We start from the raw sequence: 26,689 nt of genomic DNA on the forward strand, positions 1-26,689 counted from the left end.
TTAGTACTTAACACCTTGCTTAACATCAACAACTAATCAAAAAAGCTGCATCCCCAGGGATGCAGTTTTCGTTTGCCTTCTATTTGCATTTATCGGTATCGGCTTATTCTTCCAGCAAGGACAGCAGCCGGTCTTTTTCCTCCTGGCTGGCAAAAGCTGCTCTAACCGAGTTCAAGTAGAGCTGCTTTTCTTCGGATTTAGTCAAGCCCTGCTCTTCCATGAGCTGGTATTCATGTGGCAGGTTGGTGGCTGAAACGGTCATGTTGTCGGTATTCAAGGTCACCCGCAAATTCTGCCCCAGCATAGAGCGGAGGGGATATTCCGCAATCCGGTCAAAAACCTTGGTGTTTAAGTTTGAGCTGGCGCAGCATTCAAGAGTAATGCCGTCTGCAGCTAACTGCTTAACCAGGCTTGGATCTTCTTGGCAGCGGATGCCGTGGCCAATCCGCTTAGTTCCTAGAGCCAGAGCTTCTCTCATCGACTCTGGCCCCATCGCTTCACCGGCATGGATGGTGTAAGGAATCCCCCATTCTTTGGCCTGCTGGAAAAAGGGCGCATACTTGCGGTTGGCTACTTCTTCATTTTCCGGGCCCGCCAGGTCCAAGCCGGCTACCCCCTTACCCAAGAAGTCTTTAGCTACTTTCACCGTTTCCCAGTTGGCTTCATCCTGGCCAACCAGCCGCATCAAGCAAAGCAGGAAGTTGGCGTGCAGGTCGTCACCTTCCTGCTCCTTTTGCCAGGCGTAAAAATCGTCTCTGCCGGATAAAACTGCTTGGACAGCTTCTGCCTGGGTCAAAGTTTCCGTGTGCCTTTGTGGGGCAAAGCGGATTTCCACGTAAACCAGGCCCTGGCCGCGCAATTCTTCCAAGAGTTCTCTGACAATCAAGCGCAAGTTTTCTGCCGTCTGCATCAAGGACAAGGGAAAGTCAAACTTTTCCAGGTATTCGTCCAGGTTCCGGCAGTCCGGGCTGACGGACAGTCTTTTTCGCAAGTCGGCTTCTGGCAGGCTTTTGCCTTCTTTGGCCAGCAGTTCACGGACGGTTTGGTAAGGCACGGAGCCATCTAAGTGCAGGTGGAGGTCAATCAGTTTTTTCATGGTGTCTTTTACCCCTGTAAGAAAATAATTGTTACTATTTTAGCACCATTTCTGCTTTTTTAAAGGATATTTTTTGCAAAAAGCTTTTTGGCGATTGACACAAATTGGACGACTCTGACATATTGTTCGGAATTTGCTGAAATGCTTTTTCTTTTAAAAAGCAAAATCCTGCTTGAAAGCAACATTGCTGTCTCAAGCAGGACTTTTCACGGCAAATTAATATTGTCTGCGTTTTTTATAAATCTTTTTAACTTTTTCAAAACCGGTCTCTTCCAGCTCGCAGACCAGCCCTTGCGGCAGGACGTAGAGCACCCGGCCTGTCGCTCCGTCGTCGATCAAGTCGTACAGGCGGCCAGCGCTGCGGCTTTCGCCCAAGACCGTGTAAGGGCTGTTGGCCACGTAGCCAATCTTGCCGAGAGCCCTGGCTTCAACCCGAATGGCTTCTTTGTCATACTTGTTGTCAGGTTCCTTGTACAAGGTCACCCGCATTCTCGGCTTGAAAGCTTCAGTGCCATAGTAGTGGTTGCAGCCAGTTACCGTAAAGAAGATATCTTCCATACTGTCCCCCTCCTTTTTTCTTGATCAAGATTGATATATCCACACTTATATCATACCGCTTTTTCCCCGCTTGAAAAGGCTTTTTTTGCCCATAATTGCACGGCCTTGCTCAATTACCGCTTTTTCACTAAAATATAATCAGTATAAAAGTTTTTAGAATAAAAAATGCTCGGAGGGAAAAATATGAAAATTGCTGTTTTAACTGACAGTTCTGCTTACCTGAGCAAGGAGCAACAAGAGAAATACCACATTGACGTGGTTCCGATTCCCTTGATTTGGGACGGAAAGACCTATTACGACTTAGTTGACATCGGCTATGAAGAATTCTATGAAAAAATTTCCTCTAGCGAGACCCTGCCAACCACTTCCCAGCCAGCTTTGGGCCAGATCATGGAATTCGTTGACCGTTACGTGGAAGAGGGCTACACAGACGTGATTGTCTTGCCTTTGTCCAGCGGGATTTCTAGCTCATATGCCAACTTGATCAACTATGCCGCAGAAGAAGACCGGATCAAGATCCATCCTTTTGACTGCCGCACTACCTGTGCCGGCCTGGCTGACTGCGCTATTTTGGCCGCCCGCCTGGTTAATGCCGGAGCCAGCCCTGACCTCATCATGAAGGACCTGGAAGACCTGCGCAAGACGATCGGCGTCCGTTTCCTGGTCGATAACCTGGCCCACCTAAAGCGGACCGGCCGCCTATCAAACGCGGCCAGCTTTATCGGTACTCTCTTGCACATTACGCCAATCCTGGCCATGGACGTGCAAAAGACTGGCCACATCTCAGCCATTGCCAAGGAGCGGCAATACAAGCGGGCCTATAAGCACGTGCAAAACGACTTCCGTGAATTGACGGAAAACAAGGACTACCCGATCCAAGCCACGATTTTTGACGCGGCCAACCCGGACCGGGGCGAGGAATGGTTTAAAGATTACCAGGCCACTTTCCCAAAGGACAAGTTTGACCGGTCCATCATCGGCCCTGTTGTCGGCGTTCACTGCGGAAAAAACACCATCGCTATCATCTGGTGCCGGGACATCGACAGCTATTTTGACAAAAACGGCCAGCCCCTTGAAAACGTTGAATCAGCTGAAGTCGGCGAAAAGTTTTAGCTAATCCAAAACATGATAAGCAAAAATAAACTCCTGTGCATTAGCCTGCACAGGAGTTTTTGTCTGTCTTACTTAGTCAGTTTACTCTTATTCGCCCCAAACTTCGTCAGCGACTTCCTTGATGAACTTCAGCTTGTTCCATTCTTCTTCTTCAGTCAAGGTGTTCCCTTCTTCAGTTGACGCAAAACCGCATTGCGGGCTGAGGCAGAGGTTTTCCAATGGCACGTAACCGCTGGCTTCCTTCAAGCGGGCAATCACCGCGTCCTTGTCTTCCAGCTTCCCGAACTTGGAAGTTACCAGGCCCAGGACGATCTTGACATTTTCCCGGCCGTTCCAGACCTGCTTAATTGGCGCCAAATCGCCTGATCTGTCTGAGTCGTATTCCAGGAAAAAGCCGTCATAGTTCAATTGGGCCAGGTAAGGAGCAACTGGTTCATAACCACCGGAGAAAAGGAAGGTTGACTTGAAGTTGCCCCGGCAGATGTGGGTAGTGACCGTCAAGTCTTCCGGCAGGCCTGCCAAAGCCGCGTTGATGACCGTCACTGCGCTTTCGGCCAAGTGAACGTACTTGGCGTGTTCTTCTGGATTGTCCTGGCTTTCATTGAGCTTGCTGATCAAAAAGGCCCAGGTGGTGTCGTCGATTTGCAGGTAGCGGCAGCCAAGATCGTAGAAATGCTTGATGGTTTCATTGTAGGCCTTGCCCAAGTCAGCCAGATAGTCTTCCCAGCTGGCATAGAATTCTGGCCAGTTGTCAGACCGGTTGTCTCTGAAGAGCATGGTTGGTGAAGGGATGGTCTGCTTGGCTACCGCGTCCCCAGCCGCCTTTTTGGTAAAGAGGAAGTGGTCGAAAAATGGATGGTCTGGGTTGTAAGCTACCTTGCCGCCCAGTTCAGCATTGTCAGTCCGGGTTTTGGCCCCATGGAACTTGTAGCTTTGCTGGTAGTCGTACTTGATTACGCCTTTAAGGCCCCACAAGAAGTCCAGGTGCCACCAGCTGCGGCGGAATTCACCATCAGTTACGGCTTTCAGGCCCACTGCCTTTTCCTTTTCAACCAAGTCGCTGATCCACTTGTCTTCCACCTTGGTCAAGTCTTCCTTGCTCAACTCCCCGGCCTTGAACTTGGCCCGGGCATCCTTTAATTCCTGCGGCCGCAAGAAGGAGCCAACAATGTCGTAACGGTATGGTGCAGATAATTTAGTCATAAATAATTCCCCTCTGGCAAAAATCAAATCAAGTATCAAAACAGATACCAAAACAACAGAAAACGCTAAGACACGATTGCCGGGCACTAAAAAAGCGCGCCCCAAACTGACTCAGTCAGTCAAGAGACGCGCCTAGCGTGTTACCACTCTTCTTCAGTCCGGCCTCGCGGCCAAACCCTCAAAAGCTTCCTAATGAAAGCCCAGCGCTATACCGGGCGCTACCCGCAAATGGCTTGCCTAAGCTCACCATTTGTTTATGCTCCAAGACCATCTTCGCTGCCTTTGCCCTCGCCGGCTCTCAGCTAACCCGGTTCTCTGTAGCAGGCTGCCAGCAGCTACTCATCTTTTCTCAGCAATCGTTAATCTATTTGCCATAATCTTAAAACTTTTGCCAGGCTCTGTCAATCCTTTTGGGCAAAATTAATTTTGACTTTTTCTCAGCTTATGCAACTTGCACAAGTAGCTGACCCCACTGACCAAAATTACCAGCAAACCGGAAAACAAGAAGAGGTAGCCCAAAGGCAGAAGATAGAAGTTTTCGTGCAAAAAGCCTTGCTTGTCCACGTACTCTACCGAATTGGCCTTGATCAAAAAGCAGATAAAGCCGACTAGCATCAATCCTCCGCCAATCAAAGCCGACCAGAAGTTGAACTTGGCCCGCTTGGTTTCACTTGCGTCATTGATTAATTTGTCAGTCATTTCAGTTCCTCCTAAAATCAGTTCGTCCAAAGAAAGCTGAAAAGTCTGGCTGATGACGATTAAAGTTTCAAGATCGGGCAAATTCTTGTCATTTTCCCAATTGGACACCGCCTGCCGGGTCACATGGATCTTGGCCGCTAATTCTTCCTGGGTCAAGCCTTGGTCCCGGCGGAGTTTCTTGATCTGTTCACTAAATTTCATCAGTCATCCTCTTTCTGTTTTGCTTTCAACTCTTAGCTTAGGAGAATTTTGGCCTTTAAACAAGCAAGCCTGGCTTGCAAAGGAATTATTTCCGGGGAAATAGTCGCTTGCTCTGGAGAATTTTCTCACACAACAGGCAAACCAGGATAATGACCGGAGCTAGGCGGAGGCTGAACAAGAAGACCAGCAAAAGTGCCACCAGCTTAGGTTTGCCAACGATCACGCTCACGCTGGCCGCGGTCAAAACAGCCACCAGGAGATTCTGGGACCAGGGCAAAAGCAAGGCCAGGCCCATCCCTAAGGCAACTGAGCAGAAAATCGCCGGGAAGATGGTCCCCCCTCTCCAGCCCAGACCAAAGCCAAAATTGGTCAAGAGACACTTGCCAAAGGCTAAGCTGATTAAAAAGGCCGGCCCTAATTTGGCAGCCTGGTCAACCAGGTCCCACATGGTAAAGGCCCCAGACCAGAGCAGGTAGCTGGATAAAAGGCCACCGATGCCCAGCAAGAGGCCGCCCAGCATCCCTTTGAGCAGGTAATTTGGTATGGTCTCGCCCAATTTTGCCCCGATTTCTTCAAATTTCAAAAAGAAGTTGCCAAAAGCCAGACCCAAAGCAAAAGCAACTGGAGTCAGCAGGATCCCCTGCCAGGTCCAGGCCACCTTTGCAAAGCCGATCTGGAAGACCTTGGCTTCCGGGAAAGCCTTCAGCCACATGGCAAAGCTGCAAATGCCCAGGCAGGTCCAGATAGTATAGCTGGCCTTCTGCCGCCACTTCTTGGCAAAAACATCTTTTAAAGGCCCTTCTGCCGGAGAAAAAGGTCTGAACAAGGATAAAAACTGTTCTTTAAAAGACGCTTGGGGCAGGTCCGGGTCAGTCAAGTAGTTGGTTAACTGCTGGCCCATGGCGCTTGACTGGCGGGCAATAATCCCGGTCATGGAAGCTTCCGGCCCCACGCTGGCCCCGCCAGCCAGAATAACCGTCCCGTTGACCCAGGTCCGCCAGCTGGCTCCTGTTACCTTCCCGGTTTCCTGGAACTCGGCCAGGATCTGCTTGATCGTCTTGGGATAGGCCCCGACCTTCAGCTGCAGAAGCCCGATCACCAGGCCAAACAAGAGGCACTGGAGCAGCAGGAGACCCGGATGGGCCAAGATTCGCTTAGACCAGAAAAGGGAAATCAATTCACTGGAAATTGTCAAAAAAATCCCTGCTCCTAAACCAATCAGCAAACTAAATATACTTGCATAGATAAAAGCCAGGCTTTTCAACCGCTTCATATACAATATCCTCTCCAATCCTTAATCTGCATCATTCCATGATAACAAATTTCACCCGCAACTTGAAAGCTTTTTCTCGCCCTTCTGCTTCAACTTAATTATTCTTATCCAATCGCCATTTTCTATACCTGTACCCAGTTCTTTAAGGAAAAATTTATTTGAAAGCGCTTTTGATAAATGCTAGAATACAAGGTGAAAAAGGAAAAAATATCAGAAAACAGTTAGCAAGTACATGAGGTGAATGAGATGTATTATTCAAACGGTAATTACGAAGCATTTACTGACGCTAGAAAGCCAAAAGACGCTGACAAGAAGAGCGCTTATGTCATCGGGGGCGGCCTGGCTGGCTTAGCTGCCTGCGTTTTCATGATCCGCGATGGGCACATGGATGGCAAGAAGATTCACTTGCTTGAAGAAGAAGCCCTGGCCGGGGGGTCCCTGGACGGGATCAAGCGGCCGGAATACGGCTACATCATCCGGGGCGGCCGGGAAATGGAAAACCACTTTGAATGTCTTTGGGACATGTACCGGTCAATTCCATCTTTGGAAATTCCTGGCGCCTCCTACCTGGACGAATACGCCTGGCTGGACAAGGATGACCCTAACTCATCCAACTGCCGCCTGATCCACCACAGAGGCGACCGGGTGCCAACTGATGGCCAGTACGGCCTGGGCAAGTGCGCCGGGGAAATCGTCAAGCTGGTCATGACTCCGGAAGACAAACTGGAAGGAATCTCAATTGAAGATTTCTTCTCTGATGAATTCTTTGAGACCAACTTCTGGGCTTACTGGGCAACCATGTTTGCCTTTGAAAAGTGGCACTCAGTCATTGAAATGCGCCGCTACGCGATGCGTTTCATCCACCACATCGACGGCTTGCCGGACCTGTCAGCCTTGAAGTTCAACAAGTACAACCAGTATGAATCCATGACCAAGCCGCTTTTGGCCTACCTGGAAAGCCATGACGTTGATATCTGCTACAACACGCAAGTAGAAAACGTCGTAGTCGATACCAGTAATGGTGAAAAGCTTGCCAAGAAGCTGATCCTCACCAGAGACGGGGAACACCAGGAAATTGACTTGACCCCGGACGACCTGGTTTACGTTACTAACGGGTCAATCGTTGAAAGCTCAACCTACGGCACCCACCACACTCCAGCGCCAATCACCCACAAGCTGGGCGGCTCTTGGAAATTGTGGCAGAACTTGGCTGAACAAGACGAAGCCTTTGGCCACCCGGAAGTCTTCTGCGAAAACATCCCGGAAAGAGCCTGGTTCGTTTCTGCGACCATGACCATGAAAGATGCTACTCTGGAACCGTACTTCGAACGCCTGACCAAGCGGGACATCCACCAGCACCGGGTCAACACCGGCGGGATCATCACTGTCACTGACTCCAACTGGATGCTCTCCTTCACTATTCACCGTCAGCCGCACTTCAAGGACCAGAAGGAAAACGAAACCGTTGTCTGGATCTACGCCCTTTACTCAGACACGCCAGGCAATTACATCAAGAAGCGGGTCGTAGACTGCACTGGTGAAGAGATTACTGAAGAACTCCTCTACCACCTGGGCGTGCCAGACGATTTGATCAAGAAGTACGCCGGCGATGACTATGTCAACACTGTTCCAGTTTACATGCCTTACATCACCGCTTACTTCCAAATGCGGAAGAAGGGCGACCGGCCGGCAGTCGTACCAGCTGGTTCTGTCAACCTGGCCTTCATCGGCAACTTCGCTGAATCTCCGACCAGAGATACGGTCTTCACCACTGAATACTCAGTCCGGACCGCCATGGAAGCTGTCTACACCCTGCTTAACGTTGACCGCGGGGTACCGGAAGTCTTTGACTCAGTCTACGACATCCGGGAGCTTTTGAAGGCAACCTACTACTTAAACGACAAGAAGCCAATCGACCAGATGGACCTGCCACTGCCTAAGATCGCGGTCAAGGGGGCACTGAAGAAGGTCCAAGGCACTTGGCTGGAAGAATTGCTCAAGGAAGCAAAATTGCTTGAATAGGCAGTTACAAAATAAACGAATAGATAATATTAATTGCAAGCAAAAAAGAGAAGCACATCGCTTCTCTTTTTCTTTTGCCTAAAAACATAAAATAGTTTACTACGCTTCTTCACCGTCGCGCTTTCTCTGCCACTTGGCAATGAGCGGCAAAATTACGCCTAAGCCGATCATAAAGAGGGGTTCAACGATGTTCAAGATCAGCATGTGGGTCCACTTGGCCGTCCCGAACTTGGCGTCGATCGGCACAATCCCGAAGGTGGCCCCGGTCAAGGTCACGATCAAGCACCACCAGCCAACAAAGATGGCAAACTTCCGGTTCTTGATGTAGACATAAGCTGACGGGTAGTCTTCTTCATGCATCCGCACCTTGATGAAGGCCCAGAAAAGCAGGCCAGTCACATAAGGTGATACGATCCCGTTCAAGTTCAAAAGCTGGTTGAAGATGTCGTTGACCGTTGGCAGAGTTGAGCTCAAGAAGAGCAAAACTGAGCAAATGAAGGTCGTCAGCCAATAGCCGTTGATTGGCAGGCCGTTCTTGTCCACCTTGGTCAATTGCTTTGGCAGGTACTGCTTGGCCGTGTCAGACAGGAAAATCCGGGCCCCGCCGTCCACCAGTACCGCCAGCTGGGCCAGCATATAAAGGGCCTGGGTGATGATAAAGGCATACAAGAAGAAGTTGCCCATGCCAAACTTTTCCCCCATGGCTTGGAAGGCGTAATAGGACCCATTCATCTTCAAGTCATCCGGCAATTTGTGGGCGTTAAAGAAAACGCCTAAACTGAAGGAACCGAAGATGGTCAAAAAGCCAGTCATCGCGGCCAGCATGTACATGGCTTTCGGGAAGTCCTGGGGACCATTTTTCATTTCATTGACATAAGGGGCGACGAATTCGCTGCCGTTCATGGCAAAAATCAAGAGGCCCAGGGACATCATGAACTTCATGTCAAAGGTCGGCAGGAAGTTCTTGAAGTGGAAGGGCTGGGTCGCTACCGGCCGCCCCTCGCCCAGGTAGGCAAAGGTCATAATGACAAAAAGAATCGTCATCACAAACATGGCCCCGCCCCCGATAATGGACAGCCATTGCAGGGAGTTGGCAAACTTGTGCTGGAAGAAGATGAAAACCACGAAGATCAAAGCCGTGAACAAGGCAAAGACCCAGTTGGACATTTCCTTATCATCCAGCGCCCGCCCCTTAAAGAGCCAGGCAAATGAAATAACGGTTGAGTTAGCCACGTCAACCAGGTAAGGCAAGGATACCACCCAGTAGCACCAAGCCGTAATATAGCCCATCCGGTCACCGGAAGTGTGCCGGATCCAGGAGGACAGGCCGCCCCCTTCTTTGGCAAAAACGCTGCCCAGGTGGCCGACCATCATTTCATAAGGAATGACGAACAAGACCAAGAGCAAAATCCAGTCACTGACGACAGCCAGGCCCTGGTTTTGAAAGTTGTAGATGATATCATCGAAACCAATCACGGTCACGAAGTCCATCAGGGCGATCACCGGCCAGGAAATATATTTCCGCTTGCCGGTTTCATCTAAAGAATCCATGCTTTTTTCTTCTTCCTCCTTACTTTTATGCAATAAAGGAAATCATGATTTCCAGCTGCATCAAGGCATTGATAGCGCCAGGCAGCGCTTCTTCACTAACGGTCTGCTCAATCACGGCATGATCTTCGTCAAAGTCGAAACCGGCATCCATGACCATCCCGGCCGCGTACTCGTTCAAGTCCTCGTTTTCTTCCATGGGGTTGTACTTGTACATGAGGCTCCCGTCATCGGTCACCGTGTACTCGTCTCCATTTTTTTCAACCAGGACAAAAGGCTTGCGGCCATATGCATCGACCAATTCGTTTTCCACTTGGACAACCGTGTCTGACCAAGGGTTAAAAACCGTCTGCCCGGCTACCCAATTCACGTAGTCTGCCTTCAATTTCTCGATTTCCATTATTGCTGTCTTCCTTCCAAAAAATTTACGCTATCTTTCATTATAGCCAATTAGCGGGCAAAAGAAAAACCAGCCTGACGGCTGGCTTTTGATATTTTCAGATTTTCTCAAATATTTACACTTAATGCTTATCAATTGCCCCGTTGAGGCGCTTGCGCCAAACCAGGTAAACGATCAAGGCCAGCGGTACCACGATCAGCTGGACCAAGTAGAAATAGCGGCCCGGCATAGCCTTGGCCACGACCCCGGCCAGCATTGGCCCAAAGGCCATGGCGATGTCCAGGCCCAGGTAAAAGGTGGAGCTGCCCAGGCCCTGTTCATTGGCCGGTGACAAAAGCAGGGCCGTTGATTGCAGGACCGAGTAGATCAAGCCGTAGCCGATTGCCATCCCGGCTGCCCCCAGGGCCATCATCCAGTTGCTGTTCATGTAGGCTAAAAGGACCAGGTAGATGGCCGTAGCCACCAGACTCAGCCAGAACCAGACCCCGAAGCGGACCGTGTCAAAGTAGTTCTTAAGGAAAGTCCGGATCAAGAGCAGGACGATGGCGTAAATGAAGAAGTAGCTCCCTACCGCCACTGGCATATGCATCTTGGCCACGTAAGTCACGATGTCAGCCTGGGTGACGAAGTAGGGAATGCCGAAGCAGGTCGTTAAAAGTGCTACTGGCAAAGCGTTGACGGAAATCAGCTTGAATTGCTTCTTTTCTTTTTGCCGGGGACTTGGGACAGCCCGGTTGCCGACGAACTGGATGATGATGATCATGATCAAAGTTGCCGCGGCTGGCAGCATCATGGTTTCCCGGTAGCCAATCACCTTGTAGAGGTTGATTGAGATGGCCGGGGCAATGGACATGGCCAAAGCATTCATCAGCCCGTACAAGCCCATGGCCGCCCCGACGTGCTGACGGGGAACCAAGAAGGCGATCCAGGTGGTCATGCAGACGGTACAAAGAACGAAGCCAGTCCCGTTGATGATTCTGAACAAGAGCAAGAGCTCCCCGTTAGGCGAAACAATATAACCCACGATCCCGATAAGAATCAGCACCCCGCCAATAAAAGACAGCTGGTACTTGGAGAACTTGTCAGTCAAGTTGCCGGCAATTGGCCGGAGAAACATGGCCGCGAAGCTCATGATCCCCACGATCACCCCGGCTAAAATGCTGCTGGCTCCCAGGCTTTCAGCATAGCCGTTGATCAAAGGATTGTTGAACATGGTCCCGAACAAAAACAGGAAGGAGGCAGTCATAACCAAGATGACATCTTTGGAATAAATCGACTTGCCCTTTTCCTGCTCCATCCGCCCGGCTTTGGCCGGGGAAACACTTGCGCTCTTGCTGCTCACTATATAACCTTCTTTAGTCTCAATCAATTATAATGATTTTTGCTTAAAAACAAATTAGATTTTACCATATTTCGCCCTTCTTCGCTAAGGCTGGCAAAAATCTCTTTGCCTTTTTTCTATAATTCAGCAATAAAGCGCTAGCAAAAGCCTGACTTGCTTAAGATAATTAAGTCTGATTTCTTCATAAGAAAAAAGCCTGCCCAAAAGGCAGACTTTCTGATTAGTCAATGATAAATATCGTATTCTGAATTTTAGTAGTTGAAGTAGCGCTTTACTTCCCATTCTGAAACTGATTGAGTGTACAGAGCCCATTCAGTTTCCTTCATTTCCAGGAAGCTGTCAACAATGTGTTCGCTGAAGGCAGACTTGATGACTTCGTCTTCCTTAAATGCCTTGATGGCGTTGTGCAAGGTTGATGGCAATGGCTTGATGCCCAGTTCCTTGCGTTCGTCGTCAGTCATTTCGAACAGGTTGGAAGTTACAGGTGCCATTGGCAGCTTGCCTTCCTTGATCCCGGTCAAACCAGCCTTCAGGCAGGCTGACAGAAGCAGGTATGGGTTGGCAGTTGGGTCAGCTGACCGCATTTCCAGACGGGTGCCGACTTCGTTGGCGTTAGGAATCCGGACCATTGGTGACCGGTTCCGGCTTGCCCATGAGATGTAAACTGGAGCTTCAAAGCCTGGGATCAGCCGCTTGTATGAGTTGACAGTTGGGTTAGCCACGCAGGTAATAGCGCGGGCGTGTTCCAAAATCCCGTTCAAGAAAGTCAAGGCAGTAGTTGACAGGTGGTATTGGCCATCCTTGTCGTAGAAGGCGTTCTTGCCGTCCTTGAAGAGGGACATGTTGGTGTGCATCCCGTTGCCGGCCAAACCTTCAACTGGCTTAGCCATGAAGCTTGCGTACAGGTGGTACTTGCGGGCGATAGTCTTGACAACCATCTTGAAAGTTTGCAGCTTGTCGGCAGTTGCCAAAGCGTTGTCGAAGCGGAAGTCGATTTCTTGCTGGCCGTCGCCAACTTCGTGGTGGGCAGCTTCTACGCGGAAGCCCAGCTTTTCCAAAGTTTCAACGATTTCCCGGCGGCACTTGGCGCCTTCGTCTTCAGAAGCCATGTCGAAGTATGAGCTGTGGTCAGAAACTTCAGTAGTTTCTTCCCCGTTCTTGCCTTCCTTGAAGAGGAAGAATTCAGCTTCAAAACCGATTTCGAAGTCGGAGAAGCCCATTTCCTTCATTTCAGCAACAACCTTCTTCAAGTTGTTGCGTGGGTCACCTTCAAATGGAGTGCCGTCTACGTTGTGGACTGAGCAGACCAGGCGGCCGATGGTGCCTTCTTCAACAGTCGTCCATGGCAGAACTGACCAAGTTGACAGGTCTGGGTACAGAACCATGTCACTTTCTTCCAGACGAACGAAGCCGTCGATTGATGAACCGTCAAAGCGGGTTTGGTTGCCCAAAACGTCGTCCAATTGGCTGACTGGAACTTCCAAGTTCTTCAGCGTGCCGTTAATGTCAGTGAAGGCCAGACGCAAAAAGCGAACGTTCTTCTCTTCTACATCTTTACGGATTTCTTCTTCAGTAAATACCTTGCTCATGTTCTCACCTTTAAAAATCAAGAATAAATTTACGATCAACTAATCAATTGGCTCTGTGCTAATCGATGCTTTAAAGATACCACTCTGACCGCCTGAGGTCAAATTGGTCTAAAGACTTTTTTAATAAAAAAAGTCTTTTGTTACTTTTACTTAAAAAACAAATGATTTACGGCATTTGTAACCGCTATTCTATCGTGAGCATAAGTTAGACCACCTTGCATGTAGAGGGCATAAGGCGGCCGGATAGGGCCATCTGCAGAGAATTCCATGGTCGAACCAGAGACGAAATTGCCGGCGGCCATGATGACTTTATCTTCGTAACCTGGCATGTCGCTTGGGATCGGCTCAACGAAGGAGTCAATTGGCGAATTTTTCTGTACTTCTTTGGTGAAATTGATCATCTTTTCCTGATCGTTGAAGATAATCGTCTGAATGAGGTCAGTCCGCGGCTCATCCCACTTAGGCGTTACTTCACAGCCCATCTTTTCCAAAAGAGCTGCTGAGAAGATCATCCCTTTGATGGCTTCACCAGTCGTGTGCGGAGCCAAGAAAAAGCCTTCATAGAATTCGTGCATGTTGGTCAAGGTTGCCCCTTCTTCCTTGCCAATCCCTGGCGCCGTCAAGCGGATAGCCGCGTTTTCAACCAGTTCTTCTTTGCCGACGATGTAGCCGCCGGTCTGGGCAATCCCGCCGCCGGCGTTCTTGATCAAGGAACCAGCCATGAAGTCGACCCCGTATTCGGTCGGTTCATGCTTTTCGGAAAATTCCCCATAGCAGTTGTCGACGAAAACTAAGCTCTCCGGGCTGACCTGTTTGACAAAAGCGGTCATTTCCTTGATCTGGTCAACCGTGTAGCTCTGCCGGGTATCATAGCCCCGAGACCGCTGGATGACCACGATATGGGGCTGGTCGCGCTTAAGGACCTTCTCAGCTTCCTCATAGTCGACCCCGCCTTCACTGTTTAAAGGCACGTAAGAGAAGTTGATCCCTTTTTGGATCAAGGTCCCCCGCTTCTTCGGGGCCAAGCCGATTACCTGCTGCATGGTGTCATACGGCATCCCGGTCAAGTAGGTCAAAGTTTCGCCAGGCAAAAGGTTCCCGTCTAATGCCACGGCTAAAGTGTGGGTGCCGGAAACGAACTGAGGCCGGACCAAGGCATCTTCAGTGTGAAAAACCTGGGCGTAGATAGCTTCCAGCTTCTCTCTGCCAATGTCATCGTCCCCGTAGCCGTTGGTCCCCTTCAGGTCAGCTTCAGCCACCTGATGGTCAACAAAGGCCCTCAAAACCTTCTCCTGGTTATAGACCACCTGGTCGTCGATTTCCCGCAGGCGGGGTGCGATTTCCTGGTCAACTTCGGCCAGGATTGCCTTTAATTCTTCTGGTAATTTTTTCATTTTTCTTCCTTCATCCATTCTTCTATTCTGACAGCAATTCTATTGGCGCAGTTTAGGTCGGTCAAGGGGTCATACCACTCAACCGGCAGCTTGTTTCTAAAGTAGGTCAATTGCCGCTTGGCATAGCGCCTTGAAGCCGTCTTAAGGGTTGTCACGCAGCTTTCCAGGCTGGCCTCGCCTGCAAAATAAGGGAAAAATTCCTTGTAGCCGATGGCCTGCAGAACCTGGTGCTCACCTGCCCGGTTGTCGTAGACAAAGCGGGCCTCTTCTAAAAGCCCAGCCTCCATCATCAAATCCACTCGCTGGTTGATCCGCTGGTAGATGGCATCCCGGTCGCTGTTTAAGCCGATGATCAAGTAGTCATAGCGGGGCTTGATTTCTGCCTGCTGCTTGGAAAAAAGCCCGCCCGTCCGGCTAATCACGCTAAGTGCCCTAAGGCTTCTTCGGCTGTTAGCCACAGGAATCTTTTTGGCGGCTTCCGGGTCTTTCCTGTTTAATTCATCCCACAAGGCCTGGGGGCCGTTAGCTGCTAAAAAATCCTCCCATTCCGGGTCCACGCTGGCTGCTTCTTCTTCCTTGTCGCCCAGCTGCATGTCGTTTAACAAGGCATTGACGTAAAAGCCGGTACCGCCCGCGATGATGGGCAATTTGCCTTTCCCCGCGATCTCGCCGATAGCTGACCGGGCCTCATCGACGAAATTTTTAACGGAAAAGTCTTCAAAGACCGAATGGGCATCCACCAGGTAGTGTTTGACTTCTGCCTGCTCTTCCGGGCTGGCCTTGGCCGTGCCGATGGCTACTTCTTTGTAGATCTGCATGGAGTCGCCAGAGACGATTTCCCCGTCCAATTTCTTGGCCAGCTCGATGGCCAGGCTGGTCTTGCCCACGGCAGTCGGCCCGACGATAGCCACTACTTTCTGCATAAATTCCTCCTGCAATTTTCTCTTCTATCATCATAAACCAAAAAAGCCTGCTTGAGAAATTTTCTCAGCAAGCTTTCAGCTTAGTTCTTGGCTGCCTTCTTGCGGCCGTCCCATTGGGAGAAGCCGTCTTTGAGATAAAAGACCTTGGCAAAATTGTGCTTGCGCAGGATGCTGGCGCAGCGCAGGGTCATGGTCAAAGAGTCCGAATAGAGGTAGACCGGCAGGTCTGGCCGCAGTTCGGTGTATTGGTACTTGAACATGGTGTAAGGGATGTTTCTTGCCCCGTCAATATGTTCATGCTTGAACTCATCGGCTTCGCGGACGTCGATGATCTGCGCCTTCCGCATCCCGGCCTTGAATTCCTCGTTGGTCAGTTCCCCGCCCAGGCGCTTGGCCTGGATCCGGTTGTAAGCCCAGAAGCCCAGAAAGCCCAGCAGGATGACGCCTAAGATGACGTCAAGAACGATTAAAAAATTGGTCATGTGAAAAAAGCTCCTTCTTGCAAGTCTTATCTTATAATAACGCTAAATTCAGCCTGCGGCTAGCTAGTCAAGTCTTTTTTCCCGCTCAAGGCGCTCTTCGTATTCGTGTTCATGCTTTAAGACCAGCTTGGCGTTTAAATAGAGTTTTTTCTCTAAAACGCCTGCCTTATACAAGTTGTCCAGCTCAATCGCCATTAGTTCGATATCCCACTTTCTTTTGCCCAAGTGGACCAGGATGCCGTATTTTTTCAAAAGCTGCTGGACATCGTAAAGATTTTTCAAAACAGTCATTTTACACCGTCACTGCCATTCCTAAACGCAAAGTCAAAACCACATAGACAATCAAAGCAGCTGCCGCCAACAGCCGGCCGCCCTTGCCATAGCCCCGGTAAGTTGCATCACCCAAAATAATGGCCAGTAGGGCCCCGGTGATTAAGCCGCCCAGGTGGCCCAGGATGTCCACGTCAGGCATGAAGATGTCCAAGACCAGGTTGATGACTGCTAAGGCTAAAGCCTGCCGGCCCAAGAAGGACAAGAGCGCATTGTCTTTGTCCTTGAAACCCGCGCAGGTCATGGCTCCAAGAAGACCGAACAGGGCAGTTGACGCCCCGGCGCTGATCGCCTGGTCATTGCCAAAAGCCAGGGTCAAGAGGCTGCCGCCAACCCCTGACAGCAGATAGATCAGCAAAAAGCGCCAGTGGCCGAAAACCGGCTCAGCATACTGGCCGATATAGTAGATCATGATCGCGTTTGAGGCGATGTGCATGATCCCGATGTGGAGGAACTGGGCGGTAAAAAGGCGCCACCACTGTCCTTCCATCACTACGGCCGGGTTAAACATGGCCCCCATTTTCAGCAGAACGGAAGTACTCTCAGAGCCGCCCATAAAGGTTTCCACCAGGAAAACGGCAAAGAGGATCACAACCAGAGCGGTTGTCATATAATTACGCCGCAGATTATTCATCGCCGGCCTCCTTTACAATTATCAAATCATCCATCGCCCGGTCATGGTCTTCCATTGGCCAGGCAGGAGTCTTGAAGTACATGACTGAATTGACCAGGGCCAGGGTCTTGACCGGATTCTTGGCTAAAAAGCGGTCATAGTAGCCCCCGCCAAAACCGATCCGGCTCTTGCCCGCCGGACTAAAGGCCAGGCCAGGGACAAAAAGCAGGTCCAAATTATTATCAACTTCATTTTCTTCAGCCAGCTCCCAGACCCCAAACTTGGTCTGCATTATGGGAGCAGCTTCGTCCCATTTTAAAAAGTCCAGCTGCCAGCCAGGATGGCACTTGGCCAAATAGAGCTCCTTGCCTTCTTTCCGCAGCTCTTTAATCAAGCCCCTTATATCCACTTCCAGCGGCATGGGCAGGGTTAGCCCGATTTTTCTCGCCTGCTGGACCATTGGGTGCTTTAGGGCCAGCGCCGTCAATTCCTGGTCTTGCCGTTTTTTAGCCGGGCTCTTGGCAAAATCCGCCAGCCGCTTCCTTTGCCAAGAGCGGAAAGTTTTCTTGTCCATCAAAGCAGTCACGCCCTCTCTTCCTGCAAAATAAAAAAAGCAGGCCTTTCGACCTGCTATCTTTTATTACTTAGTCTCGCGGTGAAGAGTTACCTGTCTTTCAACTGGGCAATACTTCTTCAAGGTCAAACGTTCCGGATGCTTACGCTTGTTCTTCTTAGATAAGTAACTTCTGTCGCCACATTCGGTGCATTCTAAAATGATGTTGTCTGCCATTATTTTCACCACCTACAATTAATATCTGACTGTACAATCATAACATTTTCAAGGGCAAAGAGCAAGTTATCTCAGTAAATTAACTGTTAATTTGTGCTTGAAAACTTCCCTTTATGCATCTTGTAGTAAGTCGTCACCATCGCCTTGGCCATGTTCTTGTTGTAGCTGCCTTCCTTGTCCGGATCGATGCCGGCAAAAACAATCGCGAAGGCAATCTGCGGATTGTTGGAAGAAGCCCAGCCGACCATGGTTTCGTTGATCAGTTCAGTGTCTGTCGACTTCTTGGTCTTGGTGTTGTAGTAGAAAGTCTGGGCCGTACCGGTCTTGGCCGAAATCGACGGTTTGACGTTCTTCAACGCATGGGCCGTCCCCCAGGCATTTGACCCATGGACAACCTGGTAGAGCCCCTGCTTGATGACGGCTAATTCATCAGTTGTCCAAGGGATCTTGAACTGGACGGTCGGCTTCTTGTTGTAGTAAGCATAGAAATGCTTGCCATCGCTGCTGGTGCGGCCGATAGACTGGACAACGTATGGCTGCATCCGGTAGCCCCCGTTGGCAATCGTTGAAATGTACTGAACCAGCTGAATTGGGGTGTAAGCGTCGTAGTTCCCGTAGGATTCGTCAAGCACTGACCCGGACAGGATAATCCCGTTGGAGTCAGTTGACGCCCCCTGGATACCCGAGCTTTCACCCGGCAGGTCAACCCCGGTCTTTTGCCCCAGGCCAAACATGGCAAAGTTGTTTCTCAAGGTCTCAAAGGCTGTCTGCGGCATGTGAATGTACTGTTTGGCCACATAGCTGGCCTTCACCCAGCGCAGGGTCAGCTGCATCATGTAGATGTTGGAAGATACTTCCAGGGCGCTGGCCGCCGTCAAGGAGCTGAAGGTCCCTGTCGGGTAAACGGACTTCTTGACCGGAGAACCCGGCAGATAGATGGCCGTGTCCGGCAGGGTGTTGTTGGTTGGAGTGATGACCTTGTTGATCAAGCCCCCGGCCACCTGGGCCCCCTTGACAACAGACCCCATAACGAAGGACTGGTTGATGTTGCCCAGGGCGTTGTCAGAAATCTTGCCAGTTGACGGGTCATAGCTGATCCCGGACATGGCCAGGATAGCCCCGGTATTCGGGTTCATGGCGATCGCGTAGGCACCGCTGGACAGGCTGGCTGCCCCGGCGCTCAAGGCTGAGTTAAACTGCTGCTTGAGGGCCTTGGTTACGGCTGCCTGGTACTTGGCGTCAATCGTCAACTTCAAGCTGGCCCCAGACTGGCCCTTGTAAACCTGCTTGGTCTTGGTGATCTCGTTGCTGGAGTTGCTGGTAACCTTGTAGCTGGCCTTGGTCCCCTTCAAGAGGGCTTCATATTCCTTTTCCAGGTAGGAAGTCCCAACCCGATCGTTTCTGGAATAGCCGTTGACCAGGTAGTATTGCAGGTTGTCGCTCGGCAAACCGGTCTTGGTCGTGGAGACTGACCCGATGATACTCTTGATTGAAGACCCGTTCGGGTAGTAACGGTTCCAGTCGGTCCCGATCCCGACCCCCGGCATGGAGGACAGGTGCTCGCCGACCTGGGCGATTTCCTTGTTGCTGAGCCCACTGCTCTTCAAGTTGATCGTCGACAAAGTCGTAGCCCCCGACATCTTGTTGTACAAGACAGCCGCCGTCTTTTGCTTGCTGGTCAAGCTTGGCTTAAGGGTATTTTCAACATAAGCCACTTCATTGTCGTTGATCTCTGAAGTTGACAGGCTAGACTTCTTCTGGGACTTCGGCAAAGCAGCCAAAACCTTCTTGGCCCGGCTTTCATCAGCCAGGTAATAATCGGCAATTTGTCTTTTTGTCGGCTTTTCGTCGGTAATTTTTATATAATTACTAAGGGTATTAGCAACCTTGTACATCTCTTTGGAAGTCGCTGACAGGCTGCGCATGTAAGTAATCGCGTTTTCAGCCTTGTTGCCGACCAGGATCCGGCCCTGGGAGTCGTACATGACCCCCCGGGGAACAGACTTGGTCATGGTGTTTTCGTCGGTGGCATTGACCTCCGCGGAAAAGCGCGAACCGTAAAAGAGCTGCAAGTATGCTAATTGGCCAATTAAGGCCGCGAACAAAATTACGATGACCCCGACCAGAATCTTCATTCTGAGAGGGGTGTTTGCGGTTTGACTACTGTTGCCAGTTCCGCTATTCTTTCTAAAATAACTCACGATAAAACCATCCTCACTAACAAGTAATTTTAGCAAAAAGACCTGTGCAATTCTATCATTCAGAAGAGGAGTTAGCTAATTCTTAATGTACATATCCAAAATAAAACGTTTTTTCCAAAAATTCGGCCTTAAGCAGCTCTATGCCTGCCTGGCCTTCGCCCTGCCGGCCCTTATCTTCGCCGGCTACTTCATCTCTAAGAAAGGCAATATCCTGACCGTTGACCTGGGCCAGCAGTATGTTGACTTCCTGGCCTACTACCAGCAAAAGCTCTTTAAGGACCCAAGCAAATTGATCTACAGCTTTGCCAGCGGCCTGGGGGGCTCGATGCTGGGGACGGACAGCTATTATCTGCTCAGTCCCTTCAACCTGCTCTTGCTCTTTTTCCCGCAAAAGTTCCTGCCTCAAGGGATCCTTTTGGTCATCTCCTGCAAGATCGGGGCCATCGGCCTGTCCAGCTACCTGGTCTGGGGAAAGAAGTACAAGCTGGCCAAGGAATACGTTCTGGCTGCCAGCCTGGCCTTTGCCCTCTGCGGCTTTGTCGTTGCCAACAACCTAAACTTGATGTGGCTGGACAGCCTGGTCCTTTTGCCCTGGCTGCAAGAAGCCATTGACCGCCTTTTGGCCGGGGAGAAAAATCACCTGGTCCTGGTCACCTTCCTGCTCTGGCTGACCAACTTCTATACCGGCTACATGACCCTGCTTTTTGGCTTGCTCTACCTGCTGGTGGGTCTGGCCACAAACAGTGAGCGGAAAGTCCGCTTTTGGACCTACTTCAAGGCCAGCTTCTTTGGCTCCTGCCTGGCCGGGGTCAGCCTCTGGCCGACTTTTTTGGAGCTTTTAGCCGGCAAAACCGATGCCGATATCAGCTGGAAGCTGAACTTCCAGTTCCCGCCCTATCAGCTGGTTGCCAAATTAATCGACGGGGCCTACAGCTTCCATGAAATGTCGGACGGTCTGCCCAACATCTTCATCTCCTCCTGCTTTGCCCTTTTGGCCCTGCTCTTTATCTTTAATGCCAAGTTCAGCAAGCGGGAAAAATTGACCCGAGGCCTGCTTTTGGCCTTCCTGGTCTTGTCTTTGTCCTTTACCCCCCTGGTTTTGATCTGGCACTTGGGCCAATTCCCGGTTTGGTACCCGGCCCGCTTCAGCTTCCTGGTCTCCTTCTATGCCTTGAACCTGGCCCTGGAAAATATGGACAGGGAGCCCGTCTTCAACCTCAAGCAGAAAATCCTGGCGGCCCTTTTAGGAGCCAGCGTCTCCATTTACCTGGCCATCGATCCTGACAAGCTGGAATTTATCCGGCAAGACGGGCAGATCGCGACCGGCCTCTTTCTATTGGCCGGCCTGCTCTTTATTCTCTTTATCTATGGCCAGCACTACCTGGCCGGCCACTATGCCCTGCTTTTGGTAGTTTCTGAAGTCACGGTCAACTTGATTTTTTCATTAAACGCGATTTCCTACCAGGAAAACAAGAACTATGCCAAGTTTGAAGCCAACGTCAACCAGGCGACCAGCTACCTGGCCAAGACCGATTCCAGCCTCTACAGAACGGAAAAGAGTTTCAGCCGGTCTGATGACGACCCCTTCACCGGCAATTACTACGGGGTGACGACCTTCAACTCCATCAGCAACTCCAGCACTTCCAACCTGCTCAGCCGCTTGGGCTATGTCCACAACAGCAACTCTTACACCAACCAGGGCGGGACGCTCTTGACTGATGCCTTCCTGGGGGTCAAATACTACCTGGAGCCGAATTATTCTTATGACGGCGTCTCAGCTGCCCAGCGGATGCCATATGACAATTTGAACCACCGGGCAGATCTAAACAGCTATTATCCGAAAAAGCAGTTCAAGCAGCTTAGCATTTTGGAAAACAAGCAGGCCCTGCCACTCATTTTTGCCAGCCAAAGCCAGCAGAAGCAGGTCAAGTTCCTGGACAATGACCCAGTTTACAACCAGCAGAAGCTCTGGGAAAGCCTGGGCCTGTCCGGCCAGCTTTTCAGCAAGGTCAAGAGCCAGATCAAGCTGACCAACTTAAAGGTCAACCAGTCCAACCCTCTGGTCTTTAAAAAAGCTAACTCAGCCAAGCCGGCTTCCGTCACCTTCATCTTGACGCCAAAAAACGATGACTCTTACTACCTGCAGCTCCCAGATGGCTTTGACTTCAAGACCTCCAGCTTGAGCGTCAATGATATCTTTTATGACTATGAAAGCCGGGATGGGCAGATCCGCCTGGTCAACGTTGCCAGCGGAAACAAAAAGACCAGGATCAAGGTCACTTTCAACCTGACCAATTCGACCCTGGACTTAACTGGTCTTCTCTTCTGGCACTTCAACAATTCCGCCTTCAAGGCCGGGATCAAACAGCTGAAAGAGCCAGAACTTAAGTTAAAGCAGACTGGCTTGAAAATTTCCAGCCAGGCCTTCAAGAGCCAAAAGAAGCTCTGGATCACGACCATTCCTTATTCCAAGAACTGGCTGGTCTATGACAATGGCAAGCGGGTCAAGACCAGCAAATATGCTTCCAGCCTCCTGGCCTTTAACTTAAAGGGGGGCAAGCACAAGCTGACCCTGATCTATTTGCCGGTCAGCCTCATTGCCGGCAGCTTGATCAGCCTGATAACTTTAGCTGTCTACCTGCTTTTGAAAAAGAAGCAGCGAATTTAAAACAGTAAAATAGAGCGCAAAAAAAGGTGCTGTCCGTGTGGACAGCGCCTTTTTAGTCGCTCGTCTTAACGTCGTTGATTACGACATCGTAGCTGACATTGGCTGAGTCAACGTTGATCTTGACCGTTTCACCCTTCTTGTGGCCAAGCAGGGCCTTGCCGATCGGAGATTCGTTGGAAACCTTGCCGTGGAATGGGTCAGACTGGCTGCTCCCCACGATTTCGTAAGTTTCCGGTTCATCTTCGCCGACTTCAGTAACCGTAACGGTCTTGCCGATACTTACTTCGTCGGGATCAACGGCATCAGTGTCGACAACGACAGCGTACTTCAGTTGTTCGCTGACGGCATCGATTCTTTCTTCCAGCCGCATTTGTTCATCCTTAGCTGCATCGTATTCTGAGTTTTCAGACAAGTCCCCGTAAGAACGGGCAATCTTCAAACGTTCAACGATTTGCGGCCGCTTGACGAACTTAAGGTTTTGCAGTTCTTCTTCCAGCTGCTTCTTGCCTTCGGCAGTCATTTCATAGGTTTTTTCAGGCATTTTGATTCTCCTTTATTTAACGCATTATGCAATGTTAAATATTAGAGTTTAATTCCACGAAAGTCAACCATTAACGGATGTTTGCTGCTAATTTTTCTTCCAAAGCAGCTTGCACATCGTCAGTTGCCTTAGTTACAACCGCGTCAGTCAAGGTTTCGGCTTCGTTTAAGAAGGTCAAGCGGTAGGCCAGGCTCTTCTTGCCGTTTGGCAGGCGGGCGCCTTGGTAGACGTCGATGACTTCAACGCTGACCAGGTACTTGCCGGCATTTTCCTTGATGCAGCTTTCAACTTGGGCGTTAGTGACGTCTTCGTCAACCAGGATGGACAGGTCCCGCTGAACGGCTGGGTACTTCGGAGCCGGCTTGGACTTGACGCCCTTAGCCATCAAAGGCAGCAAGGCATCCAGGTTCAGTTCGTAAACGTAGATTTCCTTGCCGGCGAAGTTCTTGTCAGTCATGGTCAAAACTGGGGCGATTTGGCCGATCAAACCGATGTATTCATCATTTACGTAGATGCCAGCCGTTCTGGTCGGGTGCATCCCCTTGATTGACTCTGCCCGGTATTCCACGTCCTTGACGCCGATCATTTCAAATACGTCTTCCAGCTGTCCCTTGACATAGTAGAAGTCAACTACTTCGTCCTTGTGCTGCCAGTTGCTTTCCCCGGCCAGGCCGACGTAAGCAGCTGCCAGGTGTTCGTGTTCGTGGTAGTCGCCGCCTTCCATGTCGTAGACGCGGCCGTTTTCAAAGAGCTGCAGCTCAGTCTGCTTGCGGGCAAAGTTGTAGGCAACCGTGTCCAAAAGGCCGCAGATCAAGTTTTGCCGCATGGTGGTTCTGGATGAGTTCAGCGGCCAGTTGACCTTGACTGGAGCCAGGGCCTTTTTGACAAAAGTCGTGGCCATTTCTTCAGAAGTCAAGGAGTAGTTGATCGTTTCACTGAGGCCCTGACCTTCAAGCAATTGACGCAAGTGACGGACCTTGACTTCATCAGCAGCGTAGCCGCCAGTCAGTTCACCAGTAGCTGGGTGGGTGGACTTGATATTGTCATAGCCGTAAATCCGGCCAACTTCTTCAAAGATGTCAGAGTCAATGAAGATATCCCAGCGGCGGTTTGGCACAGTTACCGTGTATTCGTCGCCCTTTACTTCAACTGGGAAGTTCAGCTTGCCCAGGATCTTGACGATTTCGTCCATAGACAGGTCAGTGCCCAGGATCTTGTTGGTCCGGGAGGCAGTAGTGGTGATGACAACTGGCTCCTTGTCCTGGTCGCTGGCCTTGATTTCACCAGCTAAGACAGTAGCGCCGGCATTAGCCCGCAAGATAAGAGCGCAGGCGTCCAGGGCCTTTTGGGTGTTGTCCCAGTTGATTCCCTTTTCAAAGAGGGCTGAAGCGTCAGTCCGGTTGTCGTGCCGCAGAGCCGCCTTTCTGGTAAGAGCTGGGTCAAAGACAGCAGCTTCCAAGATCACGTCAGTGGTTTCTTCAGTTACTTCACTGTTCAAGCCGCCCATCACGCCGGCAAGGCCGACTGCTTGTTCACCGTCAGTGATCACGATGTCCTGCGGGTCCAGGTCGATTTCTTTTTCATTCAAGAGCTGCAGCTTTTCGCCTTCCTTGGCCAGGCGGACCTCGATCTTCTTGGTCTTGTCAAAAAGCTTGGCGTCGTATGCGTGCATCGGCTGACCAGTCAAAAGCATGACATAGTTGGTAGCGTCGACCACGTTGTTGATTGGGCGGATGCCGGCATTCCACAAGCGGGCCTGCAGCCAAAGGGGACTTTCAGCAATCTTGACCCCGGTCAGCTTTCTCAAGTAGTACTTCGGAGCGATCTTTTCATCGGCAACGGCAGTAAAGTCGCCAGTCCAATCTGCCCCGTCTTCTTTGAGGACAACGTCTTCGATCTTTGGCTTCTGGTCGATCAAGGCACCGACTTCGTAAGCTGCCCCTTCCATTGAGGAAGTGTCAGCCCGGTTTGGCGTAATGTCGAAGTCCAAAACATAGTCGTCCATCCCCAAAGCTTCAAAGACAGAGTCACCCGGCTTAAGGTCCGGATCATGGAAGACCCAGATGCCGTCAGCGTACTTCGGCGGAACAACTGAGTCGCTGAAGCCAAGTTCCTGCAGGCCGCAGATCATCCCATTTGATTCAACCCCGCGCAGCTTGCCCTTCTTGATCTTGATCCCGCCTGGCAAATGCGCACCTGGCAGCGCCACGATCACGTCCTGGCCAGCTGCCACGTTAGGCGCCCCGCAGACGATCTGGCGGGCTTCGTCTTCACCGACGTCAACCGTGGTCTTGTTTAAGTGGGTCCCTTCGATCTTTTCGCAGGTCAAAATGTGGCCCACGACCAGCTTGCTCAAGCCGTCTTCCGGGTGAACCGTTGAGGCTATTTCGACCCCGGACCGGGTCAGTTTTTCAGCCAAGGCGTAAGGATCTACGCCGTCCATGTTCAAGAAATCTTTCAACCAATTGTAAGAAACTAACATTAATCTTCCTCCTGACGGAATTGTTGCAAGAAGCGCACGTCGTCACTGTAAAAGTCGCGGATGTCGTCAATGCCATACTTCAAGATGGCGAACCGGTCCAGGCCCAGGCCAAAGGCAAAGCCGGAGTAGACAGTTGGGTCAATCCCGGCAGCGGAGAGAACATTCGGGTGAACGATCCCGGCACCCAGAACTTCGATCCAGCCAGTGTTCTTGCAGATCGCGCAGCCCTTGCCCCCGCATTCAAAGCAGGAAACATCCATTTCAACTGAAGGTTCGGTAAATGGGAAGTAGCTTGGCCGCAGGCGGGTTTCCCGGTCCTGGCCGAATTCGTGCTTGGCAACCAGTTCCAAGGTCCCCTTAAGGTCGCTCAAGGAGATGTTCTTGCCGACAACCAGCCCTTCCATCTGCATGAACTGGTGGGAGTGGGTGGCGTCGTCATCGTCTCTTCTGTAAACCTTGCCTGGGGAGATCATCTTGAGGTCCCCCTTGTCAAAGTCATGCTTTTCCATAGTCCGGGCTTGGACTGGTGAAGTCTGGCTCCGCAGCAGGTGGTCAGCGTCAACGTAGAAAGTAGCCTGCATGTCCCGGGCCGGGTGGTCCTTAGGCAGGTTCAGCATTTCAAAGTTGTAGTGTTCGCTTTCGATTTCCGGCCCCTGAACGACTTGGTAGCCCATGCCGATGAAGAAGCGTTCCAGGTCGTCTTGAATGATTCTGATCGGGTGCTTGGAGCCGACGTGCTTTCTGCGCCCTGGCAGGGTCACGTCGATCTTTTCAGCTTCCAGGCGGGCCTCAATGGCCTTTTCGATCAATTCATCCTTGGCACTGGCCAAGTTTTCATTGAAGAGGTCCCGGAGTTCGTTGACCTTCTGGCCAACTTCCCGCCGCTTTTCCGGAGCAACGTCCTTCATCTGGTGAAGGATTTCCGTCAGTTCACCCTTCTTGCCGACCAGCTTGACCCGGACGTCATTCAGGCTCTTTTCGCTTTCTGCTTCCTTGATTTCAGCAAGCCCCTGCTCACGCAGAGCCTTCAATCGATCAAATAAATCCATTTACTTATTCCTTTCAACAAAAAAAGCTCCGCCCCCAAAAGGGACGAAGCTTCGCGGTACCACCCTAGTTCAGGCCTAAAAAGGCCTGCGCTCTATACCGATAACGGTGGCAGCCGGAATTGATTAGATCCTACTCGCAAGATGAAATTCACAAGCTGCTCTTTGGTTTCCT

23 protein-coding genes and 1 other annotated feature (1 of these 24 cut by a window edge) are annotated in these 26,689 nt (G+C 50.8%); of the genes, 3 read left to right on the forward strand and 20 right to left on the reverse strand.

Features of this window, described 5'->3' with window-relative positions; translation table 11 throughout:
- Positions 1-103: 103 nt before the first annotated feature.
- Complete coding sequence (gene add, locus ACYVUT_RS07350; protein ID WP_484501767.1) at positions 104-1,096, reverse strand: adenosine deaminase; 993 nt, start codon at positions 1,094-1,096, stop codon at positions 104-106.
- Positions 1,097-1,312: 216 nt separating this feature from the next.
- On the reverse strand, positions 1,313-1,654 hold the full coding sequence (locus ACYVUT_RS07355; RefSeq protein ID WP_484501768.1) for an HIRAN domain-containing protein: 342 nt from the start codon (positions 1,652-1,654) through the stop codon (positions 1,313-1,315).
- 183 nt (positions 1,655-1,837) lie between these two features.
- Between ACYVUT_RS07355 and ACYVUT_RS07360 the strand changes: the two genes are divergently transcribed.
- Positions 1,838-2,767: a DegV family protein gene (locus ACYVUT_RS07360; RefSeq protein ID WP_484501769.1), complete on the forward strand. Its 930-nt coding sequence runs from the start codon at positions 1,838-1,840 to the stop codon at positions 2,765-2,767.
- 87 nt (positions 2,768-2,854) lie between these two features.
- Here the strand turns inward: ACYVUT_RS07360 and ACYVUT_RS07365 are convergent, their stop codons facing one another.
- From ACYVUT_RS07365 to ACYVUT_RS07375, 3 genes are all read right to left on the reverse strand, one after another.
- Positions 2,855-3,970 carry a vitamin B12 independent methionine synthase gene (locus ACYVUT_RS07365; protein WP_484500472.1) on the reverse strand — a complete coding sequence of 372 codons (1,116 nt, stop codon included), beginning with the start codon at positions 3,968-3,970 and terminating at the stop codon, positions 2,855-2,857.
- A 420-nt stretch (positions 3,971-4,390) separates the two neighbouring features.
- On the reverse strand, positions 4,391-4,870 hold the full coding sequence (locus ACYVUT_RS07370; RefSeq protein ID WP_484501770.1) for a helix-turn-helix domain-containing protein: 480 nt from the start codon (positions 4,868-4,870) through the stop codon (positions 4,391-4,393).
- Between the two features lie 85 nt (positions 4,871-4,955).
- Positions 4,956-6,143 (reverse strand): chloride channel protein, encoded by a 1,188-nt coding sequence (locus tag ACYVUT_RS07375; protein ID WP_484500475.1) that lies wholly within the window; start codon positions 6,141-6,143, stop codon positions 4,956-4,958.
- A 246-nt stretch (positions 6,144-6,389) separates the two neighbouring features.
- On the opposite strand from ACYVUT_RS07375, the gene ACYVUT_RS07380 reads away from it, so the two are divergent.
- Positions 6,390-8,165: an oleate hydratase gene (locus ACYVUT_RS07380; RefSeq protein ID WP_439775397.1), complete on the forward strand. Its 1,776-nt coding sequence runs from the start codon at positions 6,390-6,392 to the stop codon at positions 8,163-8,165.
- Positions 8,166-8,264: 99 nt separating this feature from the next.
- Here ACYVUT_RS07380 and ACYVUT_RS07385 read toward each other — a convergent pair whose 3' ends face one another.
- From ACYVUT_RS07385 to ACYVUT_RS07440, 12 genes are all read right to left on the reverse strand, one after another.
- Positions 8,265-9,716: an APC family permease gene (locus ACYVUT_RS07385; protein WP_484501771.1), complete on the reverse strand. Its 1,452-nt coding sequence runs from the start codon at positions 9,714-9,716 to the stop codon at positions 8,265-8,267.
- Positions 9,717-9,741: 25 nt separating this feature from the next.
- Complete coding sequence (locus ACYVUT_RS07390) at positions 9,742-10,113, reverse strand: hypothetical protein (protein WP_484500478.1); 372 nt, start codon at positions 10,111-10,113, stop codon at positions 9,742-9,744.
- A gap of 121 nt (positions 10,114-10,234) precedes the next feature.
- The gene (locus ACYVUT_RS07395) at positions 10,235-11,455 is read right to left on the reverse strand and encodes an MFS transporter (protein ID WP_484500480.1); all 1,221 of its coding nucleotides are present in this window, start codon (positions 11,453-11,455) and stop codon (positions 10,235-10,237) included.
- A 251-nt stretch (positions 11,456-11,706) separates the two neighbouring features.
- Entirely contained in the window at positions 11,707-13,044 is a 1,338-nt protein-coding gene (gene glnA / locus ACYVUT_RS07400; RefSeq protein WP_439775393.1) for a type I glutamate--ammonia ligase, read from the reverse strand.
- 146 nt (positions 13,045-13,190) lie between these two features.
- Complete coding sequence (locus ACYVUT_RS07405; protein ID WP_484501772.1) at positions 13,191-14,438, reverse strand: methionine gamma-lyase family protein; 1,248 nt, start codon at positions 14,436-14,438, stop codon at positions 13,191-13,193.
- On the reverse strand, positions 14,435-15,361 hold the full coding sequence (gene miaA, locus ACYVUT_RS07410; protein ID WP_484501773.1) for a tRNA (adenosine(37)-N6)-dimethylallyltransferase MiaA: 927 nt from the start codon (positions 15,359-15,361) through the stop codon (positions 14,435-14,437). The genes ACYVUT_RS07405 and miaA overlap by 4 nt, the downstream gene beginning before the upstream one ends.
- Before the next feature lie 80 nt (positions 15,362-15,441).
- Complete coding sequence (locus ACYVUT_RS07415) at positions 15,442-15,843, reverse strand: rhodanese-like domain-containing protein (protein WP_412137351.1); 402 nt, start codon at positions 15,841-15,843, stop codon at positions 15,442-15,444.
- 63 nt (positions 15,844-15,906) lie between these two features.
- Positions 15,907-16,134 (reverse strand): YqgQ family protein, encoded by a 228-nt coding sequence (locus ACYVUT_RS07420; protein ID WP_439775390.1) that lies wholly within the window; start codon positions 16,132-16,134, stop codon positions 15,907-15,909.
- Position 16,135: 1 nt separating this feature from the next.
- On the reverse strand, positions 16,136-16,807 hold the full coding sequence (locus tag ACYVUT_RS07425; protein WP_484500484.1) for a rhomboid family intramembrane serine protease: 672 nt from the start codon (positions 16,805-16,807) through the stop codon (positions 16,136-16,138).
- Positions 16,800-17,372 (reverse strand): 5-formyltetrahydrofolate cyclo-ligase, encoded by a 573-nt coding sequence (locus ACYVUT_RS07430; RefSeq protein ID WP_484501774.1) that lies wholly within the window; start codon positions 17,370-17,372, stop codon positions 16,800-16,802. Before ACYVUT_RS07430 ends, ACYVUT_RS07425 begins: the two co-directional genes overlap by 8 nt.
- A gap of 54 nt (positions 17,373-17,426) precedes the next feature.
- Positions 17,427-17,576, reverse strand: a complete 150-nt coding sequence (gene rpmG, locus ACYVUT_RS07435; RefSeq protein ID WP_002879260.1) for a 50S ribosomal protein L33 — start codon at positions 17,574-17,576, stop codon at positions 17,427-17,429.
- Positions 17,577-17,662: 86 nt separating this feature from the next.
- A complete protein-coding gene (locus ACYVUT_RS07440) occupies positions 17,663-19,777 on the reverse strand; it encodes a peptidoglycan D,D-transpeptidase FtsI family protein (protein WP_484501775.1) in 2,115 nt (704 codons plus the stop codon).
- An 85-nt stretch (positions 19,778-19,862) separates the two neighbouring features.
- On the opposite strand from ACYVUT_RS07440, the gene ACYVUT_RS07445 reads away from it, so the two are divergent.
- On the forward strand, positions 19,863-22,445 hold the full coding sequence (locus ACYVUT_RS07445; RefSeq protein WP_484501776.1) for a YfhO family protein: 2,583 nt from the start codon (positions 19,863-19,865) through the stop codon (positions 22,443-22,445).
- Between the two features lie 52 nt (positions 22,446-22,497).
- Here ACYVUT_RS07445 and greA read toward each other — a convergent pair whose 3' ends face one another.
- From greA to pheS, 3 genes are all read right to left on the reverse strand, one after another.
- Positions 22,498-22,986 (reverse strand): transcription elongation factor GreA, encoded by a 489-nt coding sequence (greA, locus tag ACYVUT_RS07450; protein WP_439775385.1) that lies wholly within the window; start codon positions 22,984-22,986, stop codon positions 22,498-22,500.
- A gap of 70 nt (positions 22,987-23,056) precedes the next feature.
- Positions 23,057-25,468 carry a phenylalanine--tRNA ligase subunit beta gene (gene pheT / locus ACYVUT_RS07455; RefSeq protein WP_484501777.1) on the reverse strand — a complete coding sequence of 804 codons (2,412 nt, stop codon included), beginning with the start codon at positions 25,466-25,468 and terminating at the stop codon, positions 23,057-23,059.
- Complete coding sequence (gene pheS / locus ACYVUT_RS07460; protein ID WP_439775383.1) at positions 25,468-26,517, reverse strand: phenylalanine--tRNA ligase subunit alpha; 1,050 nt, start codon at positions 26,515-26,517, stop codon at positions 25,468-25,470. Before pheS ends, pheT begins: the two co-directional genes overlap by 1 nt.
- Before the next feature lie 36 nt (positions 26,518-26,553).
- Positions 26,554-26,689: a binding site (T-box leader), on the reverse strand (it continues 66 nt past the right edge of the window).

Source organism: Lactobacillus sp. WILCCON 0059 (genome assembly GCF_057197985.1).